The following is an 18110-nucleotide window of genomic DNA, read 5'->3' on the forward strand; positions in this document are numbered from 1 at the left end:
GTACTATTTTGATGCTTTGGGCATTGGTAGCAGCGTTACTTAATTTCTTATGAGATTGACCAAATGAAAAGGCTGCCCGATTTTTTTCAAGGCAGCCTCTACTTAATTTCCTTCAAAATACCGGACTAAACCGCTTCAGAAGCATTCATCTTATCACTTTTTCTGATAAGCGCTGCCATTGGAGGCGAAAGCAGGCGCAGTTTTCGCTTAGCGCCATCGGTCAGGTACTGCAAATGCTCAGTAATGAGCACATTAGCTACGGTGATTTTACCTGTGCCAAGGTTTGAAACCGTTCCCAGTACTGCAATCGCGGTTCCGTAAATGCCGCCATTTACGTAGGCATATGCCAGCGCAGTTATCATCAGCAGCGTAGGCAGGTAGGCAACTATGTGGTTAACTGTTACGTGCAGCAAGACGTTGTAGGCAATGCGTCGCGCCGGACGATTGAGCAGATAATCCACATACCGCTTGGCAGCAATGTTGTATACCTTTTCAATGCGCCCTGCTACATAGCCTGCGGCAATAGCCACCCACCAGAGATCTACTAATTGGACGGCAGTATACTCTTTGCCATTCTTTACCCAATGGGCAGGAAAAGCATAAGCAACTAACCAGTGTGCAAGCAATCCTAAGAGCAGAGCAGCCAACATACCCGCAAGCAGCGATGAAAGCCGGGTATTGTTGTTGTCGGCTAGGTAAGCGGGCAACAGTGTGATGAAGATACTACCAATACCGTAAGCTAATGGTACGAACACCGGAGCATACGTCCATTCGTGTGTAGCAAAAGCACTGGCGTTGAGCAGCGTAATACCCAGAAATGCCGCAGCGATAATGGCTGCTGCAAAAACCTGGATATAATCATAATCGATTTCAAATGATGGATTAGCTTCTGACGGTTGCGATAGCAGCAGGAAACCTGCCAGCAGCCATGTAACAGCAGTGCCTGCTGCAAAGCCCAAAGATGCATAAACGAGCGATACAAATACTGCATCAGCTGCGACAACGAATAGTTGCAAGCCAAGTGCAGTAATAAAGCCAACAAGCGTTAGCAGAATAGCGCCCAGCGAAACGACAGGACGCGGCACAAACAACAACTGCCACCATTGTTTTTGGGTAATGGAAGCAGGAAACATCCACGTGGAAACGATGACCAGAAGCGATTGGCTAAGACCAATAACGACTGCCCATTTGATAGCTGAAAGCGCTATTTGGAAATACAGAATAATGAACAGGACAGTTGCAAGGGTAAAAAGGGGGACAAAATTTCGTTGAATAATGTACTTGAAACTACTACTGGGTAACATTTTGGTTTTGTTTGGTACAACCATACAGCGGGGGCATAACCACAGACTGCCAACCCGAAGGCTGAGGGCTTTCCTCAACAAAGCCAACTAATTGTTTTTCAGTTAGTTAAGCTCTATTTGTTCGGCTGTGTCTCGTGTAGAAACGAGTGTTTGCAGCAAAACATAACTGCGAATATACAATACGCCCTTATCATTTGCAAATCAGGCAGCTAGGCGGCAGCTGAAGCAAGCAAAATGCCCGCTCGCCGAAGCAAACGGGCATTGCAAAAAAGTAGCTGTTTAAAAAATAGAATGAGGTTATCTTATCAGTAGGTTAGAATGATGTGCAAGGGTAGATTTCGCCGATATAATACCTCCTTATGCTGCCAGATACTCTGCCGCAGCGCCGTTTTTCTCCATCGCACGGCGCAGGTTCAACAGCGCATAGCGCATGCGTCCTAGTGCAGTGTTGATGCTTACATTAGTTACGTCTGCAATCTCCTGAAAACTCATTTTCATGTAATGACGCATCATCAGTACTTCTTTTTGATTCTCAGGCAACAAGTGGATGTAGCTCTTCAGTTGGCGGAAAGTTTCAGACTTGATCTGGGTAGCTTCTACAGAGGATTCTGAAAATTCAATGCTATTGTACAAAACAGAACCATCTTTGATGCGCAGGTTAGGATAACGCTTTTGTTTGCGGAAAGAATCAATTGCCATGTTGCGGGCAATGCGTGCAATCCAGGGAAGGAACTTACCTTCGTCGTTGTAGCGATCAGAACGAATAGTATCCAAAGCCTTAATCATGGTCTCTTGCAGCAAGTCTTCCGCTATATCTATATCTTTTACAATATTATAGATCACAGAAAACAGACGCTGACGATGACGGTTGAATAACAGGTTAAAAGCATTGTCGTTGCCATTGCGGAAACTTACTACTAGTTCGCTATCGTTGGCGGAGGTAAGAGCTACAGTTTTCATAGTGCTTTGAATTTAGTACGATCTTGTATGTTTCGGCGAAATGTTTCATTTCTTAGACAAAGATACGAATATGATCGACAAAACAAAAACTGCAAATTGAATTTTACCGAAGATAAAATGCCGGTTGTAGGCAAATGAAATCACATTGTTATTTTAAATAGCTGATAATCAAAGTTTTAATATCATTTTTAGCTCGAGTCTTATGTAAGTTATGTGTAAGTAAATCTATTATGTTGCTGATGTTTTTTAACATTTTTTAACATTTTGATAGTTGAATACAGCTTTTTGATCGACGAAAAATAAAAAAGCGCCCTCGATTAGGGACGCTTTTTTGTGTTTCTACCGATAAAAAATAACTATTCGTCGTTAGACTCTGCGGTTTCTTCAGCAGTAAAAAGCTCAGGATCGTATTTGGAAAGTATGTTGAACCATGTAATTAGCTTCTTAATGTCAGAGGCATACACTTTATCGCGGTCGAATTCGGGTAGAATTTCCCCAAGGAAGGCGGTTAAATCTGCGGCTGAAGCATTAGGCGAGGGAATTTCACCCTGCCACTGGTGCATAGTGCGCAGAACCTCTTCCAATGGAACGCTGCCTTCTGCGTTGTAGGCATAAATTGCTACTTCTTTTAATACCGAAACGCGGCTGTTCATGCCAACGGCAAATCGCGTGCGTTTGTCGTCAATGCTCTCCAGAATAACTCCTGTGCGCGTTGGCTTTATTACCCGAAACAAGCCGGGCTTACCTGCTACAGCTGCAATATTGGTTAGATTCATGGTTGTAATTTTTTGATAGGTACGTCCAATTAGCTCCGAATGATTCAACATGCAAACCTTGCGGATGCATTTGCGGCCATCGGGCAGCTTTACATTATTTGTTTTGACTCAGTGATTGATTCAGCGTTTCGATGTAGGATAGGATTTCATCGCGCCCCTCTCCAATTTCCGACGAACTGACAAACACCGGAGGCATGGCTGCCCAATACTGCAAGGCAAGCTCCGTGTAGTGTGCAATAGCTTTTGCGGCTGCCGTTTTGGAAAGTTTGTCGGCTTTGGTAAAGATCATGGCAAAGGGCAGTTCTTGCTCAAGCATCCAACTCATAAAATCCATGTCGTTGGTTTGCGGCTCGTGTCGAATGTCTATCAGCACGAAAGTACAGACCAGATTGCTTCGCTGTTGTAAGTACTTTTCAATCATGGCTGAAAACCGCGCACGGCTCGTTCGACTTACTTTGGCGTAACCGTAGCCCGGCAGATCAACCAGATACCACTGTTCGTTAATGAGAAAATGGTTGATTGTCTGAGTTTTGCCGGGTGTAGAAGAGGTTTTTGCCAGCCCTTTGCGGGCGGTCAGCATATTGATCAACGAGGACTTGCCTACATTCGATCTGCCGATAAAAGCATATTCGGCTAAGTTTCCTTCCGGACACTTGGCTACATCGGAGCTGCTGCTGATGAATTTAGCGCTATGGATTTGCACAGGGCAAAATTAAGACATTCTGCCCGATGTGCTACTTTCCTATAAATTTTGCCTCGCGCTTCTCGAGAAAAGCCTGCGTTCCTTCTTTGAAATCCAGTGTTTGGCAGCAGGCTGCAAAGGCTTCTGCTTCTACTGCATAGCCATCTATGGGCAGGAAGGCAGCGTCGGCAGCGCGAATGGTTTGGGCAACTGCTACAGGGGCTTTCTTTATGATCTTCTGCAATATTTCCTGACTTTTTGCCAGCATAGCTTCCGCAGAAGGGGTTACATGGTTGACCAAGCCGAGTTGCAGGGCTTCTGTTGCACCGATCATATCTGCGGTCAGCATCAGTTCGATGGCCTTGCCCCGTCCGATCAGGCGGCTGAGGCGTTGTGTACCTCCATAGCCGGGGATGATGCCTAAGTTGACTTCGGGCTGTCCGAACTTGGCTGTTTCTACAGCGACGCGCATGTGGCAAGCCATTGCCAGTTCGCAGCCCCCGCCCAATGCAAAACCATTGACTGCCGCAACAACAGGCTTGCTACAGGTTTCTATGGTGCGAAAAATATGCTGACCTTTTATGGCAAACGCTCGCGCCTGCTCAACATCCATGTTAGTAATTTCTGAAATATCGGCACCGGCTACAAAGGCCTTGTCGCCCGATCCTGTCAGGATGACAGCGCGGATAGATTCATCAGTTTGTACCAACCGGAAGGCAGCCTCTATTTCCTGCATTGTGCGAATGTTGAGTGCGTTGCGTTTTTCAGGGCGATTAACGGTAATGGTGAGGATGCCATTTTCGTTTACCAGCAACAGATTTTCGAATGTCATATCAGTTAAAACTCGATCTTTTGGAATAGCAAGTTATAGATTTGCTTATATTTACCCAAAAATAATATTGCATGGAACTTTCAAATAAGACCGCCAGAGAGATTTATTATGCTGTCAAAGCTAATCCGCAGCGGGCAAAATTTGGCTTTGGAAAGCGTCCTGTTATTGTCAATATTGATTTGCAGCGTGCCTATACTGATACAGCGACCTTCAAAACTGCCTATGAAACCGATCCGCGCCAGATTGAATACATCAACACGATCAATGCAATTGCCCGCAGTAAGAAGATACCTGTCGTATTTACTTATGTAGCCTATATGGATAGCGGCGAAGATGCCGGCGTATGGGGAACGCGCACCAACACCCCCGACTCGCTGCAAAACATCAAGTTTGGTTCGGAGCGTGCCGAGTTTGACAAGCGGCTCATTGTAGATCACAAACGCGACGTGATTTATTGTAAGAAGATGCCCTCGCCTTTTTTTGGAACGCCGCTTGTTCCGCTGCTCATATGGCATAAGGTAGATACGGTTATCATTACAGGCGGAAGCACTTCGGGATGCGTCCGTGCCGCCGCCGTAGATAGCCTTTCCTATGGTTTCCGGACTATTATCCCTGAAGAGTGTGTAGCAGACAAACACGAAAGCTATCACTTTGCCAACCTGACCGATATGCTGCTCAAATATGCCGATGTAGAGCCGGTACAAGTCGTAATAGACTACCTCAACGGGCTACAAGATCGATAGTGCAGTGTTGATTTTTTGAAACCCATCCTAAATTAAATTGATATGCTACGCGATCCTGATCTGTACAGCTATTGGCCGTATCAAAATCGCCCGAAAATCCGTTGGAAAAACGGGGCAAAAATTGCTTTTTGGGTAGCTCCCAATATTGAGTTTTACGAATTGGATCCGCCGCAAAATCCTATGCGCAAGCCATGGACAAGACCGCATCCGGACGTACGCGGCTACTCTATGCGCGACTATGGCAATCGCGTCGGGCATTACCGCATGATGGAGGTAATGGATAAGTACAATGTACGCGGTAGCGTATCGCTTTCAGTTGCTATGTGCCAGCACCACCCTGAAATTATTCAGGCTTGCGCGGAGCGCAACTGGGAGTTTTTTTCGCATGGCATCTACAATACGCGTTATGCCTACGGCATGAGCGAGGAGCAAGAACGCGCCATTATTCAGGATTCATTCCGTACTGTTCGCGAAGCAACGGGGCAGACCATCAAAGGCTGGCTCGCACCTGCACTGACGCACACAGAGCGCACGTTCGATTTGATTGCCGAGGCAGGTATTATTTACACCTGCGATTTGTTTCAGGACGATCAGCCTCAACCGATTAAGGTTCGTTCGGGCAGGTTGATCTCAATGCCCTACTCGCTGGAGGTTAATGATGTGATTTGTTACAACAGCTACTTCCACAGTCCGCGCCACTATGCCCAAGTGCTCAAACGACAGTTTGACACCTTGTATAAAGAAGGAGAAGAAAGCGGGACTGTGATGTGCATTCCGCTGCACGCCTACTTAGTAGGGCATCCGCATCGCATCAAACCTTTTGAAGAGGCACTTGCATATATTACTTCACACCCCGATGTTTGGGTAACAACTGCCGCAGAGATAGCCGAATATTATTATGCACACTATTACGAAAGCACAGTAGAACTTCTTCAAAAAGTACAATAACACCTTTGTAACACGCAAAGTATATATGCTTAACAATGCGACAACGAAAAAAAGTTGTTTAAAATGGCTTTGTTGTACAATAATCGGGCATAAGTTCCTGTTTTTAAGGCGTAGTAGTCCTTTACTGCAAAGTGTCTGGGCATTGGCGACAATCAACAGATGCACTTTGGTAGTAAATTTGAGCATGGTTACAAAGCCCTGATGTTGTAGTATTTGCCCAACTAAGTGTACTTAAATTTTGAACTTGTGATGAACCTGTACAAGAAGCTGTTAGTCATATCCATATTGCTGCTCATGGCAGTAATCAGCAACACGCATGCTCAGCCTCAGGTTGATTTTACAAAAGACGATCCCTATAAAAAGCCGGATCTTTGGAAGAAAATTAAGGCTAATCCTAATGATTCCTCTCTCTGGGTGCTATACACCGGAAAAACATGGAAGGCAATGACTCCCAGAGAGCGGGAGAACATTGCACGCATTCGTCAAGATCTATATATCCAGTCAATTGCAGAGCAAGAGTCTATCATTGGTGAGTTAGATAATGCCGCAGCACAGCCAACCGCAAGTGCAAAAGGCGAAGCGCTGTTTGTCGGGTATGCCTCCCCAAAAACTTTAGCCAAACCCAAAACAGTGAGCGAGGCTGATATGCGGCAACTGGCGCAACTCGAAGCCATGATTATGCAGGAACGAAACGACCTCGCCGAACTCAAACGGAATATATTTGAGAATTTTGTATTGATAGAAGATGCGCTTAAAGATGAGTTCGCCTCCTTTGGCGTAGAATATCAGTACTATAGCGAGATCCACCCCAACGGAAAATACAATGAGATCAAATGGATAGAGGAGCAGGAACTGCGGCTCAAACAACTCAAGCTCAAGAGAATCGCTGATTTGAAAAAGAAAATCAAAGGACAATAGTTTTTTAATTGTGCATTCCGCCCTATCTTTCAATCCGCTAAAAACGGAGAAGACATGGACAGAATGAAGAATAAAACCATCCTCATTACAGGTGCTGCGCGTGGTATTGGATTTGCTACCGCCCAACTGTTGGCGGCCGAAGGTGCACAGGTTGCACTAACAGACATCAATGCAGAACACCTCAAAGAAGCCATGCAGCTGCTTGGAACAGACAATGCGCTATATGCCAAAGCAGATGTTACCAAGGCAGATGAAATCAAGGCAGTTACAGAAGAAACACTCGAAACCTTTGGTAAGATAGACGGCGTTTTTTGTAACGCCGGGATAGGGGGGCATTCACATAATTTTTGGGAGTATCCATCCGCAGATTTTGCCTCTGTGATAGAGATTAATTTGATGGGAGTGCTGTACACCATGCAGGCGACTATGCCGGCACTGATGAAGCAGGGTGGCAGTATTGTAATTACCTCATCTGTAGCCGGACTGGCAGGAATGCCCAAAGGGGCAGCCTACTCGGCGAGCAAACATGCTGTAGTCGGCCTGGCAAAGTCCGCAGCGATAGAGGCAGCACGCTACCGGGTACGCGTCAATACGATCCATCCCGGGCCAATTGAAACAGACATGGTACGGATGCTTGAGCAGGCGCTCAGCCCTAAAGATGCTGCCAAAGGCAAGGAAAGGTTAGAACTCGCAATTCCGATGCGTCGCTACGGAACTGCCGAAGAGGTTGCACACTTAGCCATGTTCCTGCTCAGCGACGACAGCCGCTATATCACAGGTAGCGAATACCGTATAGACGGTGGCATGAGAGCCGTTTAATATTGCCTCGCTGTGATCCCTTCCATAGAAGATATTCTGAGCCGTGCCGATTCGATCTTGCCTTTACTTGAGCTACTCGAGCAAAGGCGGAGACGTTCTATGGCTTTTATCAAGTATATGCTCATAATGCTGCTTGCCTTTCTTTCTGCGCATTTGGTAGTTATCATTATTTTCTCACAGCCGTACTATTACTTTATCATTTCTGCCCTCGCCGCAGCGCTCGTTGCCTCGTGGACATACAAGCATTTTTTTACCGATCAAGGGCTGGCGCTCGATCTCAGGGATACGCTTTTCAAAGCCCTTTTACCCGTGATGCTTCCGCTGCCGCCCATGTTCGAGCAGGGAAGGCACATAGCCTTCAAATATTTTCAGGATAGCCAACTTTTCCTCCATTTTCCCTCCAGTTTTGGCGGTGCAAATGCCGTGAAAGGCGGAGCATTTGAAGCCTCGTTTCTTTATTCTGAAATAGAAGCTTACGTAGGTGATGGAAAAGACGAACTATGCATTTTTAATGGCATGTTTTACGTCTTTGGTGCATTTGGCGACTACAATCCTTCTATTCGAATTGTACCGAATCGCTTGCAAAAAAGACTGGGGCTGATTGGTAAAAAGATACGCAGGCACAGTGCTTTCAGAGGGAAAGCTGCTAAACTGTTCGACGAAACTTTCGAGAACGAGTTCTCTGTCTATTGCGAAAGTTCGCGCTATGCACAGGATGTACTCACCGAAGAAATCCGCCGGCAACTGTTAGCCTTTCACGCAGCAACAGGTGCAGACATATACATGTCTTTTGTTGGGCGAAAAATCTATGTAGGTTTGCACAACTGCCCTGCGATTACCTTTTCTATGCGCAAGCCCTGCAACAGTCTTTCCTACATTAGTGAGATGGCAACGAGGTTCATGTTCCCCATCCGATTGGTGAGTGCGATCAACCAAAAACTGATTCCGCCGAAAGCCCCTCCAAGTTGGGACATTTGAAAGAGTTTTATTGCAAGATTTGCAAACAATTAAGTTCTTTTTTGTAATTATGTCATGGCAGTAAAAACACACCTTTGCTGTAATATAAAGAACTCTTATGAGCACAAATCAACCCTTCGTCGAGCAGCTCGGCAAGCTGTTTCCACACAGGGAAGAAATTCCCGAACAATATTACATTGAACCGCTGCACCAGCGATCCTATTTGGTTAATGGTCAGATGAAATCGTGGAACGGTACTGTACACGATGTCTATTCGCCTGTTTACGTGCGCTCTGCGTCGGGCGAACTTACACAGCAGTTGATTGGTAGCTACCCGCTGACAGGCGAGGTAGAGGCTATAGAAGCGCTCGAAGCAGCCTGTGCTGCCTATAACAACGGCAGAGGGCTTTGGCCTACCATGTCCGTAGAAGAGCGGATTCGCTGCGTAGAACATTTCACCCGCCTGATGATTGCTCAAAAGGTAGAAGTAGTAAAACTGTTGATGTGGGAAATCGGCAAGTCGCACGCCGACTCGGTGAAGGAGTTTGACCGCACGGTGGAATATATCTACAACACAATAGATGCGCTAAAAGATCTTGACCGCGACAATTCCCGTTTTGTGATTGAACAAGGAATTGTAGGACAAATTCGCCGCGCCCCGCTGGGTGTAGTGCTCTGCATGGGGCCCTTCAACTACCCGCTCAACGAAACCTTTACTACGCTTTTGCCTGCTATCATCATGGGCAATGCAGTGTTGTTCAAGCCGCCCAAGTTTGGTACGCTGCTACATTTTCCCCTGTTGGAGGCATTTAAGCAAGCCTTTCCGCCGGGAGTTGTCAATACGATCTATGGCAGAGGCAATGCAGTTGTTCCTGCACTGATGCAATCAGGAAAAATCAACGTGCTTACGCTGATCGGTTCGAGCCGCGTGGCAGATTCGCTCAAAAAATTGCATCCTAAGGTCAATCGCCTCAAGGCAATTTTAGGGCTTGATGCAAAAAATGCAGGTATTGTTTTGGAAAATGCCGATCTGGAAAATGCTGTTAAAGAGTGTATTTTGGGTTCGCTTTCCTTCAACGGGCAACGCTGTACGGCTATTAAGATCATCTTTGTGCATCGCAAAATTGCCGATCGTTTTCTGGAGCGATTCTCGGAAGAGATAGCTAAACTTAAAATGGGTATGCCTTGGGTCAGCGGTGTAATGCTTACTCCGCTGCCCGAACCGCACAAGCCGGCTTATCTGCAAGCGTGCATAGAAGATGCCTTAGCGCATGGTGCGCGGATTGTTAATCCGAACGGGGGGACGCATTTTAAATCTTTTGTATATCCTGCGGTAGTATATCCTGTTAATAGCGCAATGAAACTGTATCGCGAGGAGCAGTTTGGCCCGGTAATTCCCGTCGTGCCTTTTGATGACGTAGAAGAGCCGATCAGCTATCTGGAAACCTCTGACCACGGGCAGCAGGTAAGTATTTTCGGTACGGACACCGACCAGATCGCTCAACTGATAGACCCCTTAGTCAATCAGGTGTGCCGTGTAAATATCAACAGCCAGTGCCAGCGCGGGCCTGATACTTTCCCTTTTACAGGGCGGAAAGACTCTGCCGAAGGAACACTTTCAGTAAGCGATGCATTGCGTTCGTTTTCTATTCGCTCGCTGGTAGCTACCAAACTGACCGATGACAACAAAAGGATCGTTAATGCGATTGTTAATGAGCATAAATCCAAGTTTTTGGCCACGCGCTTTATTTTATAGCAAGGATTTTCAGTTCTACGCGCATATTTTCGGGTGAGCTTTTATTGACCAAGGGCTTTTCGCCTCCATAAGCCTCCAGAGTGATCCTTTCGGGGGCGATACCCATACCGATCAGATAATCAGCCACCATTTGGACGCGGTTGCGGGAGAGTTCGTAGTGTGCTTTCTTGATGCGCTCGTAATCGGGATGCGAGACATCGGGGTTTTTATCCGAATGACCGATCAGTGCAATACTCACACCCGGATTATCGCGTAGAAAATTCAGTATCACGTCTGCCCCGTAATAATCAATTAGTTTAAAACTTCCTTTGGCAAAATTGATGTTCTGCAACTTGATCAGATCACCTTTTTTGACTGTTTGATTTTGCAGGACAACAGTTTTTTCTTCGGTAGGTTCTGCTAATCGCGCGCCGACGGCCTCTTCAGGCGCTTGGCGGGGCAGTTCTGCTACCGGTTGCAACTCTTCTACCTTTTTCATTTCCCGTACTTCAATCTTGGGTTGTGCCGCAGCTACTTCCTGCAACTTGGGTGCTGCAACGGGCGCTGCTTCTACTTTCTGTGGTTCGGGTTCTGGCGGTTCAGGACGAACGGCAGCTACCGCAGGCGGCGGGAAATGAAGTTGAAACAGCCCTTGGTCGGCAGTCCCGATCCAAAGTATGCGCCTATTTTCAATTTTGCCAAGTGCAATGCAAGTAGCTGCATTGCTGCTGAAAGCAGAGTTATCCCAGTCGAAGAGCATTTTTTGGGTTTTCGCATAGCGCGCAATCCCTGTTCCGGCAGCCCACACAATTTTATCTTCCGGGTCTATCAGCAGGCTGCGGATGCGGAAAAAGTTATCGCGCTGCTGTTTATCCATAATTTTGAATATTTCGTTGTTGCAATAGAGCCGCTGGCGCTTGTTGCGTTCCAATACACTGACGCAAACACTCCCTTTCCCATCGGCGGCGAGTGCATTAACGTCGTCAATTACATCGTAAAGCGTCCATTGCTTACCGTCGGTGGTGCTAATCAGCCCTTGCGAGGTGCCGACCCACTTAACGTCGTTTTCATCTACTACAATCGCTCTGATCTGATTGCTGGGCATGTACTCTTCTGTTGAGGTATCGTAGCAAAACCATTTGCCGTTGGTATCTATCATCCAAACGCCGCCGTTCTCTGTAGCGAGCCATTTGCGCCCTACGCGATCAATCGCAATGCCGTTGATGTATTGATTTTTGTTTTGAAAATTGGGTACATCAAAATGTTCAATGTAGTTGCCGGCACTATCTAAATGTACGAGACGCACTTCGGGTTTGCTAACCCCTACCCAGATATGCCCCTTAGCATCTTGTTGCAATGCGCTGATGGTGTTGAGCCATTGCGCTGCCTGTGCTTGCATGGGCTGCCATTGACCCGATGGAAGGTGTACGACAAGTCCGCCGTCTGTACCTATCCAAAGCCTGCCTTGCGCGTCGTTCAGCAGGGTATTGACCTTGATTGATGGCAGTTCGGTTGTGAACTGTGTGAAAGATTGCGCAATTGCCTGCGACAGACTCATCAGCAACCCCAGCAGTCCATAGCAATATTTTTTCATGGTAAAATCATCAAAACCAACCATACACATAGCACAATAACCGTGCATTATTCGGGTTTGATATTCTTTTTGGATAGCAATTGTTCAATCGCAGCAAGATCATTAAAGGTCTTTGCAAACCTTTGGACATCGGGGCTGACGATGATGTCTCTCATCCGCACTTTTTGGCTGAGCGTAATGCCCTCTAAGGTGCGGCAGCGGCTAAGGGCTACGTAGAGTTGCCCGGCGGCAAATGCGCCACCTGTTCCCAAGTTAATGTTTACATTGTCAAAAGTAAGTCCCTGACTTTTATGGATAGTAATTGCCCAAGCCAGACGCAGGGGATATTGTGTAAAGCTGCCTAACACCTCGGCAGCAATCGCATCTTTTTCTTTGTCGTAGGTATAGCGGGTATTTTCCCAAGTAGTGCGTGTAACCTCGTAGACTTCTCCGCCTGCTACTACTACCTGAATGCTTTCTTTACCAAGTGCATAGACCTCGCCAATAGTGCCATTTACCCATCGTCCTTCGGGATCGTTGCGGATGAACATAACCTGCGCCCCCTCTTTGAGTACCAGTGGCTGATCGGTAGGATAAAGTTTCTGGTCGAAATCATTGTTTATGGTTGCATGATATTCAAATGCTCGTCCCTGAAGTTTGGCAATCATTTGTGTATTGATCTGGTCTGCGAGGCTATTGGAGGAGCAAAGCGTAATCTGGAAATGCTGCTTTTCCATTGGGGACTGGTAGTCTATGCAGCGCAGATTAAGTTCGTTGATGTCGTCCCAATCTGCTGTGCCGCGTCTGATTTTGTCTAACAGTCGGATAAAACTCGTGTCGCGCTGTCTGTACACGTGCTGCAACTCGATTGCCGGCAGGCTCATGCCTTGTGCAGCCATTTGGCGAAATACACGCGCATCAAAAAAGTAAGGCGAATCGTAGAAGCGCTCCAATAGGTCGTGTTCGTTTCTGACTGAGGAAATAACCGGCCCGAGTTGGAACAGATCGCCAATGAACAACACTTGCTTGCCGCCAAAAGGCAGCGGATTGCCCAAATTGCGCCGCAGCGATGTATCTACGGCATCCATTACATCTGCCCGTATCATGCTCACCTCATCTATGACGAGAATGTGCATTTTTTTGAGTACTTGATAGCGCTCCGATTCGGGATTAAATTTGAGAATGCCTTTGTCTTCGGGTAGCAGCGGGCGGGTAGGCAGCCGAAAAAGTGAGTGCAGCGTCATGCCTCCTACATTCATTGCTGCTATGCCCGTAGGCGCTGTCACAACAAAGCCTTTTTTTATTTGCTGGATAGCCTCGCGCAAAAAAGTTGACTTGCCGGTTCCGGCCTTGCCGGTCAGAAAGAACGGATACTCGGTATGCTGCAGCAAGGCGCGCGCATAGGAAAGTTCGCGGTTATATGGTTCTTCCTGTTTCAAGAGCTGTCTGTTTTGCTCAAAATTAGCAGATTTTGCTTTCTTTTTCGAAAGGCATAGTGTATTTTGCACACGATAAACAACAGCCGTATGCCACTGCTCAGACCCTTCAATTTTAAACAATGGATCGAAGACCATCGTCATTTGCTCAAGCCGCCCGTAGGCAACCAGCAAATTTTTACTGATAACGAAGACTATATCGTCATGGTAGTAGGCGGGCCTAATGCTCGCAAGGACTTTCATTACAACGAAGGCGAAGAGTTTTTTTACCAGTTAGAGGGCGATATGAACTTGCGCGTGATAGAAGACGGTAAGCCCGTAGATATTCCGATCCGCGAGGGCGAAATTTTCCTGCTTCCTGCGCGTGTGCCGCACTGCCCGCAACGAAAAGCCAATACGATCGGGCTGGTGATTGAGCGCTATCGCCGCGCAGGTGAGAAAGATGGTTTCCTTTGGTTTTGCGAAAACTGCGGTGAAATGCTGTACGAAGAATACTTCGAACTGACTGATATTGTGCGGCAACTACCGCCATTGATGAATAAATTTTACAACTCGCAGCAACTTTGCACCTGCAAAAACTGCGGAACGGTCATGAAGCGTCCTGTACCGCAGCCTGCCGCATAATAAAACAAAGTAGAAGAGGCTGTCTAAAAAGTAACATAGACTTTAGTCTGTGATCGTTGAAATACTTGATAATCAGGCGGCTACAGACTGAAAGTCTGTGCTACATGCAGACTTTTTGGACAGCCTCCATCAGCGGTCACCTCATATTCACATTTACCTATGGCTTACTTTGTTGCCAGAGCAGCCTCCAAGTCGTTTAGCAATTTTTTGGCTACTGCATTGGGCTTTCTGGCCTTGATTTCTCTCAGCATTTCTAAAGCCTCAGCACCTACACCATACAAGCCGACGGGATTTTTATCGGCATTGTAGCTGGCAATGAGATATTCTAATTTGCTCAGAATATCTCTGTACTGTTCTTTCCCCAACTTGAGGAATTTGGCATGTGCCTCTCGGCATGCCTTCTCAATACGTTCTCCCGGAATCTTTTCCATGTCGTTTCTGAGTTGCGTGAACAAATAAATTCCATACAAAAGTAAATAACAACTGTGTGAATTATTCAAAAACGAGGCTTTCAGAAAAAAGAGGCACGCACATTCATTAATTTTGTTTGACAATACCAATCAAAATAGCTTTATTTGCGCAGATTTTGTCTAAATCAGATACTAACATGTCAGAGATTGCTCAAAAAGTGAAAGCTATCATCGTTGATAAGCTGAATGTGGATGAGTCAGAAGTTACGCCGGAGGCAAGCTTCACAAACGACTTAGGTGCAGATTCATTGGATACTGTGGAATTGATCATGGAATTCGAAAAAGAGTTTAACATTTCTATTCCCGACGATCAGGCAGAAAACATCGCTACTGTAGGTCAAGCCATTGCCTATTTGGAGCAGAATACAAAGAGGTAATCTATACTGAAGCCGGTGTAGGTCATAGGCAACAGGTTTTGGGCTAAACTTCCCTTACCTGTTGCCTATTTTGTATGATAAGATGTATTTTAAGCCAGTAGTGTAATTTTGTCTGAAAACTTACCGTCCATGAAACCTAGAAGAGTCGTTGTTACAGGTATTGGCGCTGTTACTCCCATAGGCAATACTGTTGCAGAATATTGGGATAGCCTTGCACAAGGTATCAGCGGTGCTGCACCTATTACCCGATTTGATGCAGAGAAATTTAAAACCAAGTTTGCCTGCGAAGTAAAAAACTTTGATCCTCTGCTGTACTTAGACAAGAAAGAGGTTCGCAAATACGATCTGTTTGCCCAGTTTGCCACTGCCGTTTCCGATCAGGCAATGGCAGATTCCGGCATAGACATGGAAAAAGAGAACCGCTACAGGGCAGGTGTTATCTGGGGCTCTGGTATTGGCGGTATCAATGCGATTCAGGAAGAACTACGCGCTTACTTTTTGGAATACAACAGCACTCCGCGTTTCAGTCCTTTCTTCATTACGCGGATGATTATTGATATTTGCTCTGGGCATATTTCTATGAAATATGGACTGCGCGGGCCTAATTTTGCTACTGTATCCGCCTGTGCATCAGCTTCTAATGCGATTGTTGATGCCTTTAACTATATCCGTTGGAACAAAGCCGATATTATTGTTACAGGTGGTTCGGAAGGGGCTATCAATGAGTGCGGTATGGGCGGCTTTAACGCGATGAAGGCGCTTTCCGAGCGCAACGATTCCCCGCAGACGGCTTCCCGTCCGTTCGACAAAGATCGCGACGGCTTTGTAATGGGCGAAGGCGGAGCTTGTCTGATTCTGGAAGAACTGGAACACGCACAAGCGCGTGGTGCTAAGATCTATGCAGAGATAGCTGGCGGAGGGATGACAGCCGATGCTTATCATATTACTGCACCTCATCCGGAGGGACTGGGCGCTGAGACTGTTATGCGCAATGCGCTGGAGGATGCCGGGTTAAGTCCTACAGACATAGACTATATCAACGTACACGGAACATCTACCCCATTGGGGGATATCAGCGAAACGCTTGCTATTCAGAAGGTGTTTGGCGAACACGCATTTAATCTCAACATCAGTTCTACAAAGTCTATGACAGGGCATTTGTTGGGCGCGGCAGGTGCTGTAGAGGCGCTTGCATGTATCTATGCCATCCAACACCAGCAGATCCCGCCAACAATTAACCACTTCACCGACGATGAGCGCTTCGACCCACGCCTGAATTTTACCTTTAACCGAGCGCAAGCACGAAAGGTAGATGTAGCACTCAGCAACACATTCGGCTTTGGTGGACACAACTGTTCGTTGATTATCAAACGCTATCAGGCATAAAATAGCTAACAAGGCATTTGAGTAGTTTTTTAACACATATCACCAACTGGTTTAGAAAGTACTCACCCGAAGATAAAGTACTCTTGAAAGCTATTCGGCAAATTACGGGAAAGAAGCCTGTTAATTTACAACTGTATAAACTTGCACTGATCCACAGCTCAGTAGCTAAGGAAATGCGCGATGGATACCGCGAATCCAATGAGCGATTGGAATACCTTGGCGATGCAATACTTGGTGCTGTCGTTGCGGAATATTTGTTCAAGAAATACCCCTACAAAGATGAGGGTTTTCTGACCGAGATCCGTTCGCGTATTGTCAGCCGTGAATCGCTGAATTTGTTGGCCCGCAAAATAGGTTTGGATCATTTGGTTGTTTACGACACTAAGCGAAGTAAGTCTTCGCCGCAGTCGTTTAAGTATCTCTACGGGGATGCTATGGAAGCCTTTGTAGGTGCAGTGTTTTTGGATCAAGGTTTTCAATATTGCCGTCGCTTTATCATAGACAAGTTACTGGGCAACCACTTCGATATGGATGAGGTGGTAGAAACGGATACCAACTATAAAAGTAAACTGATCGAGTGGGCGCAACGCAGTAACAAGCAGGTGCGCTTCGAACTTCTATCCGAGCGCTCGCATGGTGCGCATCGCCAGTTTAAGGTGCAGGTAATTCTGGATGGCGAGGAGGTATCGCGAGGTAATGGCTACAGCAAGAAAAAAGCCGAACAAGATGCAGCCCGCAAAGCCTGCGAGCAACTGATAATCTCATAATTCATCGTAAAAAGAAACTGTCCAAAAAGCATAAATGTGACACAGACTTCAGTTTGTATCTATTTGATTATCAGATCACAGACTAAAGGCTGTGTTACTTCTTGGACAGGCATTTTTGGTAAATGTGGGCAGTAAAGCAATTATTTTTTACCGCTTTCTACCGGCTTTGGGTTGTTTTTATACTTTTCGTTCAAACCTTTGATGATCTGATCGGTGATGTCCGTTTGGTCATTAGCAAGCAGGATGCCACCGCCTTTGGTGTAACCGAAGATGTATTGGTATTTTTTGTCCTTGTTAAACTCTCGCAGGTATGAAATTAGGCTGTCATACAGACGGTTATTCATCAGTTTTTCTTCTTCGATCAGTCCTGCCATGACAGTTTCGCGGTAGGCAATCAACTCTTGTTCTTTCTGTCCGAGCAACTGTTGGGCTTCTTTGATTTGGTTATTGCTCATCAAACCTGCCTGAATCCGCTTTTCCACGCTTCCCACTTCTTGTTGCAGTGCCTGCCCGCGAGAGATTAGCTGACGCTCTGCACGGTTTTTCTTTTCTGCCAACTCATTTTGCATATCCTCAAAAAATTGATAGTTGCTCAGCAAAGAGTCTGTGTTGATGTGTGCAATTTGAGCACCACCTTGTCCTTCGCCAGCAATTGGAGATGAGGTACTTGTGTTTTTTTCTGAGAAATGTAAATAGTACAGAAAGGCAACAGCTGCCGCCAGCACGATATTCAATATCAATGATAAAGAATTGTTATTCACGCGAAATAATAGATTTAAGATGATACAACTTTTTAGCTGGCA

19 protein-coding genes are annotated in these 18110 nt (G+C 46.2%); 10 read left to right on the forward strand and 9 right to left on the reverse strand.

All coding sequences use genetic code 11. The features are described from left to right. Positions 1-125: 125 nt before the first annotated feature. The 5 genes from ACWIP2_RS12795 to ACWIP2_RS12815 form a co-directional block, all read right to left on the reverse strand. Positions 126-1304 (reverse strand): sodium/proton-translocating pyrophosphatase, encoded by a 1179-nt coding sequence (locus tag ACWIP2_RS12795; RefSeq protein ID WP_448520333.1) that lies wholly within the window; start codon positions 1302-1304, stop codon positions 126-128. Positions 1305-1661: 357 nt separating this feature from the next. Continuing rightward, the gene (locus tag ACWIP2_RS12800; protein WP_448520334.1) at positions 1662-2264 is read right to left on the reverse strand and encodes an RNA polymerase sigma factor; all 603 of its coding nucleotides are present in this window, start codon (positions 2262-2264) and stop codon (positions 1662-1664) included. Positions 2265-2620: 356 nt separating this feature from the next. Continuing rightward, entirely contained in the window at positions 2621-3040 is a 420-nt protein-coding gene (locus tag ACWIP2_RS12805) for a DUF5606 family protein (protein ID WP_448520335.1), read from the reverse strand. Positions 3041-3134: 94 nt separating this feature from the next. After that, entirely contained in the window at positions 3135-3743 is a 609-nt protein-coding gene (gene yihA, locus ACWIP2_RS12810; RefSeq protein WP_448520336.1) for a ribosome biogenesis GTP-binding protein YihA/YsxC, read from the reverse strand. Positions 3744-3774: 31 nt separating this feature from the next. After that, a complete protein-coding gene (locus tag ACWIP2_RS12815) occupies positions 3775-4554 on the reverse strand; it encodes an enoyl-CoA hydratase/isomerase family protein (protein WP_448520337.1) in 780 nt (259 codons plus the stop codon). 71 nt (positions 4555-4625) lie between these two features. Between ACWIP2_RS12815 and ACWIP2_RS12820 the strand changes: the two genes are divergently transcribed. From ACWIP2_RS12820 to ACWIP2_RS12845, 6 genes are all read left to right on the forward strand, one after another. Continuing rightward, positions 4626-5297 (forward strand): isochorismatase family protein, encoded by a 672-nt coding sequence (locus tag ACWIP2_RS12820; RefSeq protein ID WP_448520338.1) that lies wholly within the window; start codon positions 4626-4628, stop codon positions 5295-5297. Positions 5298-5339: 42 nt separating this feature from the next. Next, the gene (locus ACWIP2_RS12825) at positions 5340-6245 is read left to right on the forward strand and encodes a polysaccharide deacetylase family protein (protein WP_448520339.1); all 906 of its coding nucleotides are present in this window, start codon (positions 5340-5342) and stop codon (positions 6243-6245) included. 249 nt (positions 6246-6494) lie between these two features. After that, positions 6495-7163 (forward strand): hypothetical protein, encoded by a 669-nt coding sequence (locus ACWIP2_RS12830; protein WP_448520340.1) that lies wholly within the window; start codon positions 6495-6497, stop codon positions 7161-7163. 54 nt (positions 7164-7217) lie between these two features. Further along, the gene (locus ACWIP2_RS12835; protein WP_448520341.1) at positions 7218-7982 is read left to right on the forward strand and encodes an SDR family NAD(P)-dependent oxidoreductase; all 765 of its coding nucleotides are present in this window, start codon (positions 7218-7220) and stop codon (positions 7980-7982) included. Between the two features lie 12 nt (positions 7983-7994). Continuing rightward, positions 7995-8960 carry a DUF3137 domain-containing protein gene (locus ACWIP2_RS12840; protein ID WP_448520342.1) on the forward strand — a complete coding sequence of 322 codons (966 nt, stop codon included), beginning with the start codon at positions 7995-7997 and terminating at the stop codon, positions 8958-8960. Between the two features lie 97 nt (positions 8961-9057). Continuing rightward, positions 9058-10695, forward strand: a complete 1638-nt coding sequence (locus ACWIP2_RS12845) for an NADP-dependent glyceraldehyde-3-phosphate dehydrogenase (protein ID WP_448520343.1) — start codon at positions 9058-9060, stop codon at positions 10693-10695. Here the strand turns inward: ACWIP2_RS12845 and ACWIP2_RS12850 are convergent. After that, a complete protein-coding gene (locus ACWIP2_RS12850; RefSeq protein WP_448520344.1) occupies positions 10685-12268 on the reverse strand; it encodes a two-component regulator propeller domain-containing protein in 1584 nt (527 codons plus the stop codon). The two genes, ACWIP2_RS12845 and ACWIP2_RS12850, sit on opposite strands and share 11 nt — an antisense overlap. A 47-nt stretch (positions 12269-12315) precedes the next feature. Next, complete coding sequence (locus ACWIP2_RS12855; RefSeq protein ID WP_448520345.1) at positions 12316-13686, reverse strand: ATP-dependent DNA helicase; 1371 nt, start codon at positions 13684-13686, stop codon at positions 12316-12318. Between the two features lie 87 nt (positions 13687-13773). Here ACWIP2_RS12855 and ACWIP2_RS12860 point away from each other — a divergent pair, with 87 nt between their 5' ends. Then, complete coding sequence (locus ACWIP2_RS12860; RefSeq protein WP_448520346.1) at positions 13774-14307, forward strand: 3-hydroxyanthranilate 3,4-dioxygenase; 534 nt, start codon at positions 13774-13776, stop codon at positions 14305-14307. 164 nt (positions 14308-14471) lie between these two features. On the opposite strand, the gene ACWIP2_RS12865 is transcribed toward ACWIP2_RS12860, so the two are convergent. Further along, a complete protein-coding gene (locus ACWIP2_RS12865) occupies positions 14472-14738 on the reverse strand; it encodes a hypothetical protein (protein ID WP_448520347.1) in 267 nt (88 codons plus the stop codon). A 176-nt stretch (positions 14739-14914) separates the two neighbouring features. Between ACWIP2_RS12865 and ACWIP2_RS12870 the strand changes: the two genes are divergently transcribed. From ACWIP2_RS12870 to rnc, 3 genes are all read left to right on the forward strand, one after another. Continuing rightward, complete coding sequence (locus ACWIP2_RS12870) at positions 14915-15154, forward strand: acyl carrier protein (RefSeq protein ID WP_448520348.1); 240 nt, start codon at positions 14915-14917, stop codon at positions 15152-15154. 129 nt (positions 15155-15283) lie between these two features. Further along, positions 15284-16540 (forward strand): beta-ketoacyl-ACP synthase II, encoded by a 1257-nt coding sequence (fabF, locus tag ACWIP2_RS12875; RefSeq protein ID WP_448520349.1) that lies wholly within the window; start codon positions 15284-15286, stop codon positions 16538-16540. 17 nt (positions 16541-16557) lie between these two features. Then, positions 16558-17307 (forward strand): ribonuclease III, encoded by a 750-nt coding sequence (rnc, locus tag ACWIP2_RS12880; RefSeq protein WP_448520350.1) that lies wholly within the window; start codon positions 16558-16560, stop codon positions 17305-17307. 140 nt (positions 17308-17447) lie between these two features. Here the strand turns inward: rnc and ACWIP2_RS12885 are convergent, their stop codons facing one another. After that, positions 17448-18068 (reverse strand): OmpH family outer membrane protein, encoded by a 621-nt coding sequence (locus tag ACWIP2_RS12885; protein ID WP_448520351.1) that lies wholly within the window; start codon positions 18066-18068, stop codon positions 17448-17450. Between the last annotated feature and the right edge of the window lie 42 nt (positions 18069-18110).

This window comes from Rhodoflexus sp., assembly GCF_053489755.1.

Coding starts and splice junctions, on each gene's coding strand:
- ACWIP2_RS12795 (WP_448520333.1), bottom strand. CDS start 1,304: ATGTTACCCAGTAGTAGTTTCAAGTACATTATTCAACGAAATTTTGTC.
- ACWIP2_RS12800 (WP_448520334.1), bottom strand. CDS start 2,264: ATGAAAACTGTAGCTCTTACCTCCGCCAACGATAGCGAACTAGTAGTA.
- ACWIP2_RS12805 (WP_448520335.1), bottom strand. CDS start 3,040: ATGAATCTAACCAATATTGCAGCTGTAGCAGGTAAGCCCGGCTTGTTT.
- ACWIP2_RS12815 (WP_448520337.1), bottom strand. CDS start 4,554: ATGACATTCGAAAATCTGTTGCTGGTAAACGAAAATGGCATCCTCACC.
- ACWIP2_RS12820 (WP_448520338.1), top strand. CDS start 4,626: ATGGAACTTTCAAATAAGACCGCCAGAGAGATTTATTATGCTGTCAAA.
- ACWIP2_RS12825 (WP_448520339.1), top strand. CDS start 5,340: ATGCTACGCGATCCTGATCTGTACAGCTATTGGCCGTATCAAAATCGC.
- ACWIP2_RS12830 (WP_448520340.1), top strand. CDS start 6,495: ATGAACCTGTACAAGAAGCTGTTAGTCATATCCATATTGCTGCTCATG.
- ACWIP2_RS12835 (WP_448520341.1), top strand. CDS start 7,218: ATGGACAGAATGAAGAATAAAACCATCCTCATTACAGGTGCTGCGCGT.
- ACWIP2_RS12845 (WP_448520343.1), top strand. CDS start 9,058: ATGAGCACAAATCAACCCTTCGTCGAGCAGCTCGGCAAGCTGTTTCCA.
- ACWIP2_RS12850 (WP_448520344.1), bottom strand. CDS start 12,268: ATGAAAAAATATTGCTATGGACTGCTGGGGTTGCTGATGAGTCTGTCG.
- ACWIP2_RS12860 (WP_448520346.1), top strand. CDS start 13,774: ATGCCACTGCTCAGACCCTTCAATTTTAAACAATGGATCGAAGACCAT.
- ACWIP2_RS12865 (WP_448520347.1), bottom strand. CDS start 14,738: ATGGAAAAGATTCCGGGAGAACGTATTGAGAAGGCATGCCGAGAGGCA.
- ACWIP2_RS12870 (WP_448520348.1), top strand. CDS start 14,915: ATGTCAGAGATTGCTCAAAAAGTGAAAGCTATCATCGTTGATAAGCTG.
- fabF (WP_448520349.1), top strand. CDS start 15,284: ATGAAACCTAGAAGAGTCGTTGTTACAGGTATTGGCGCTGTTACTCCC.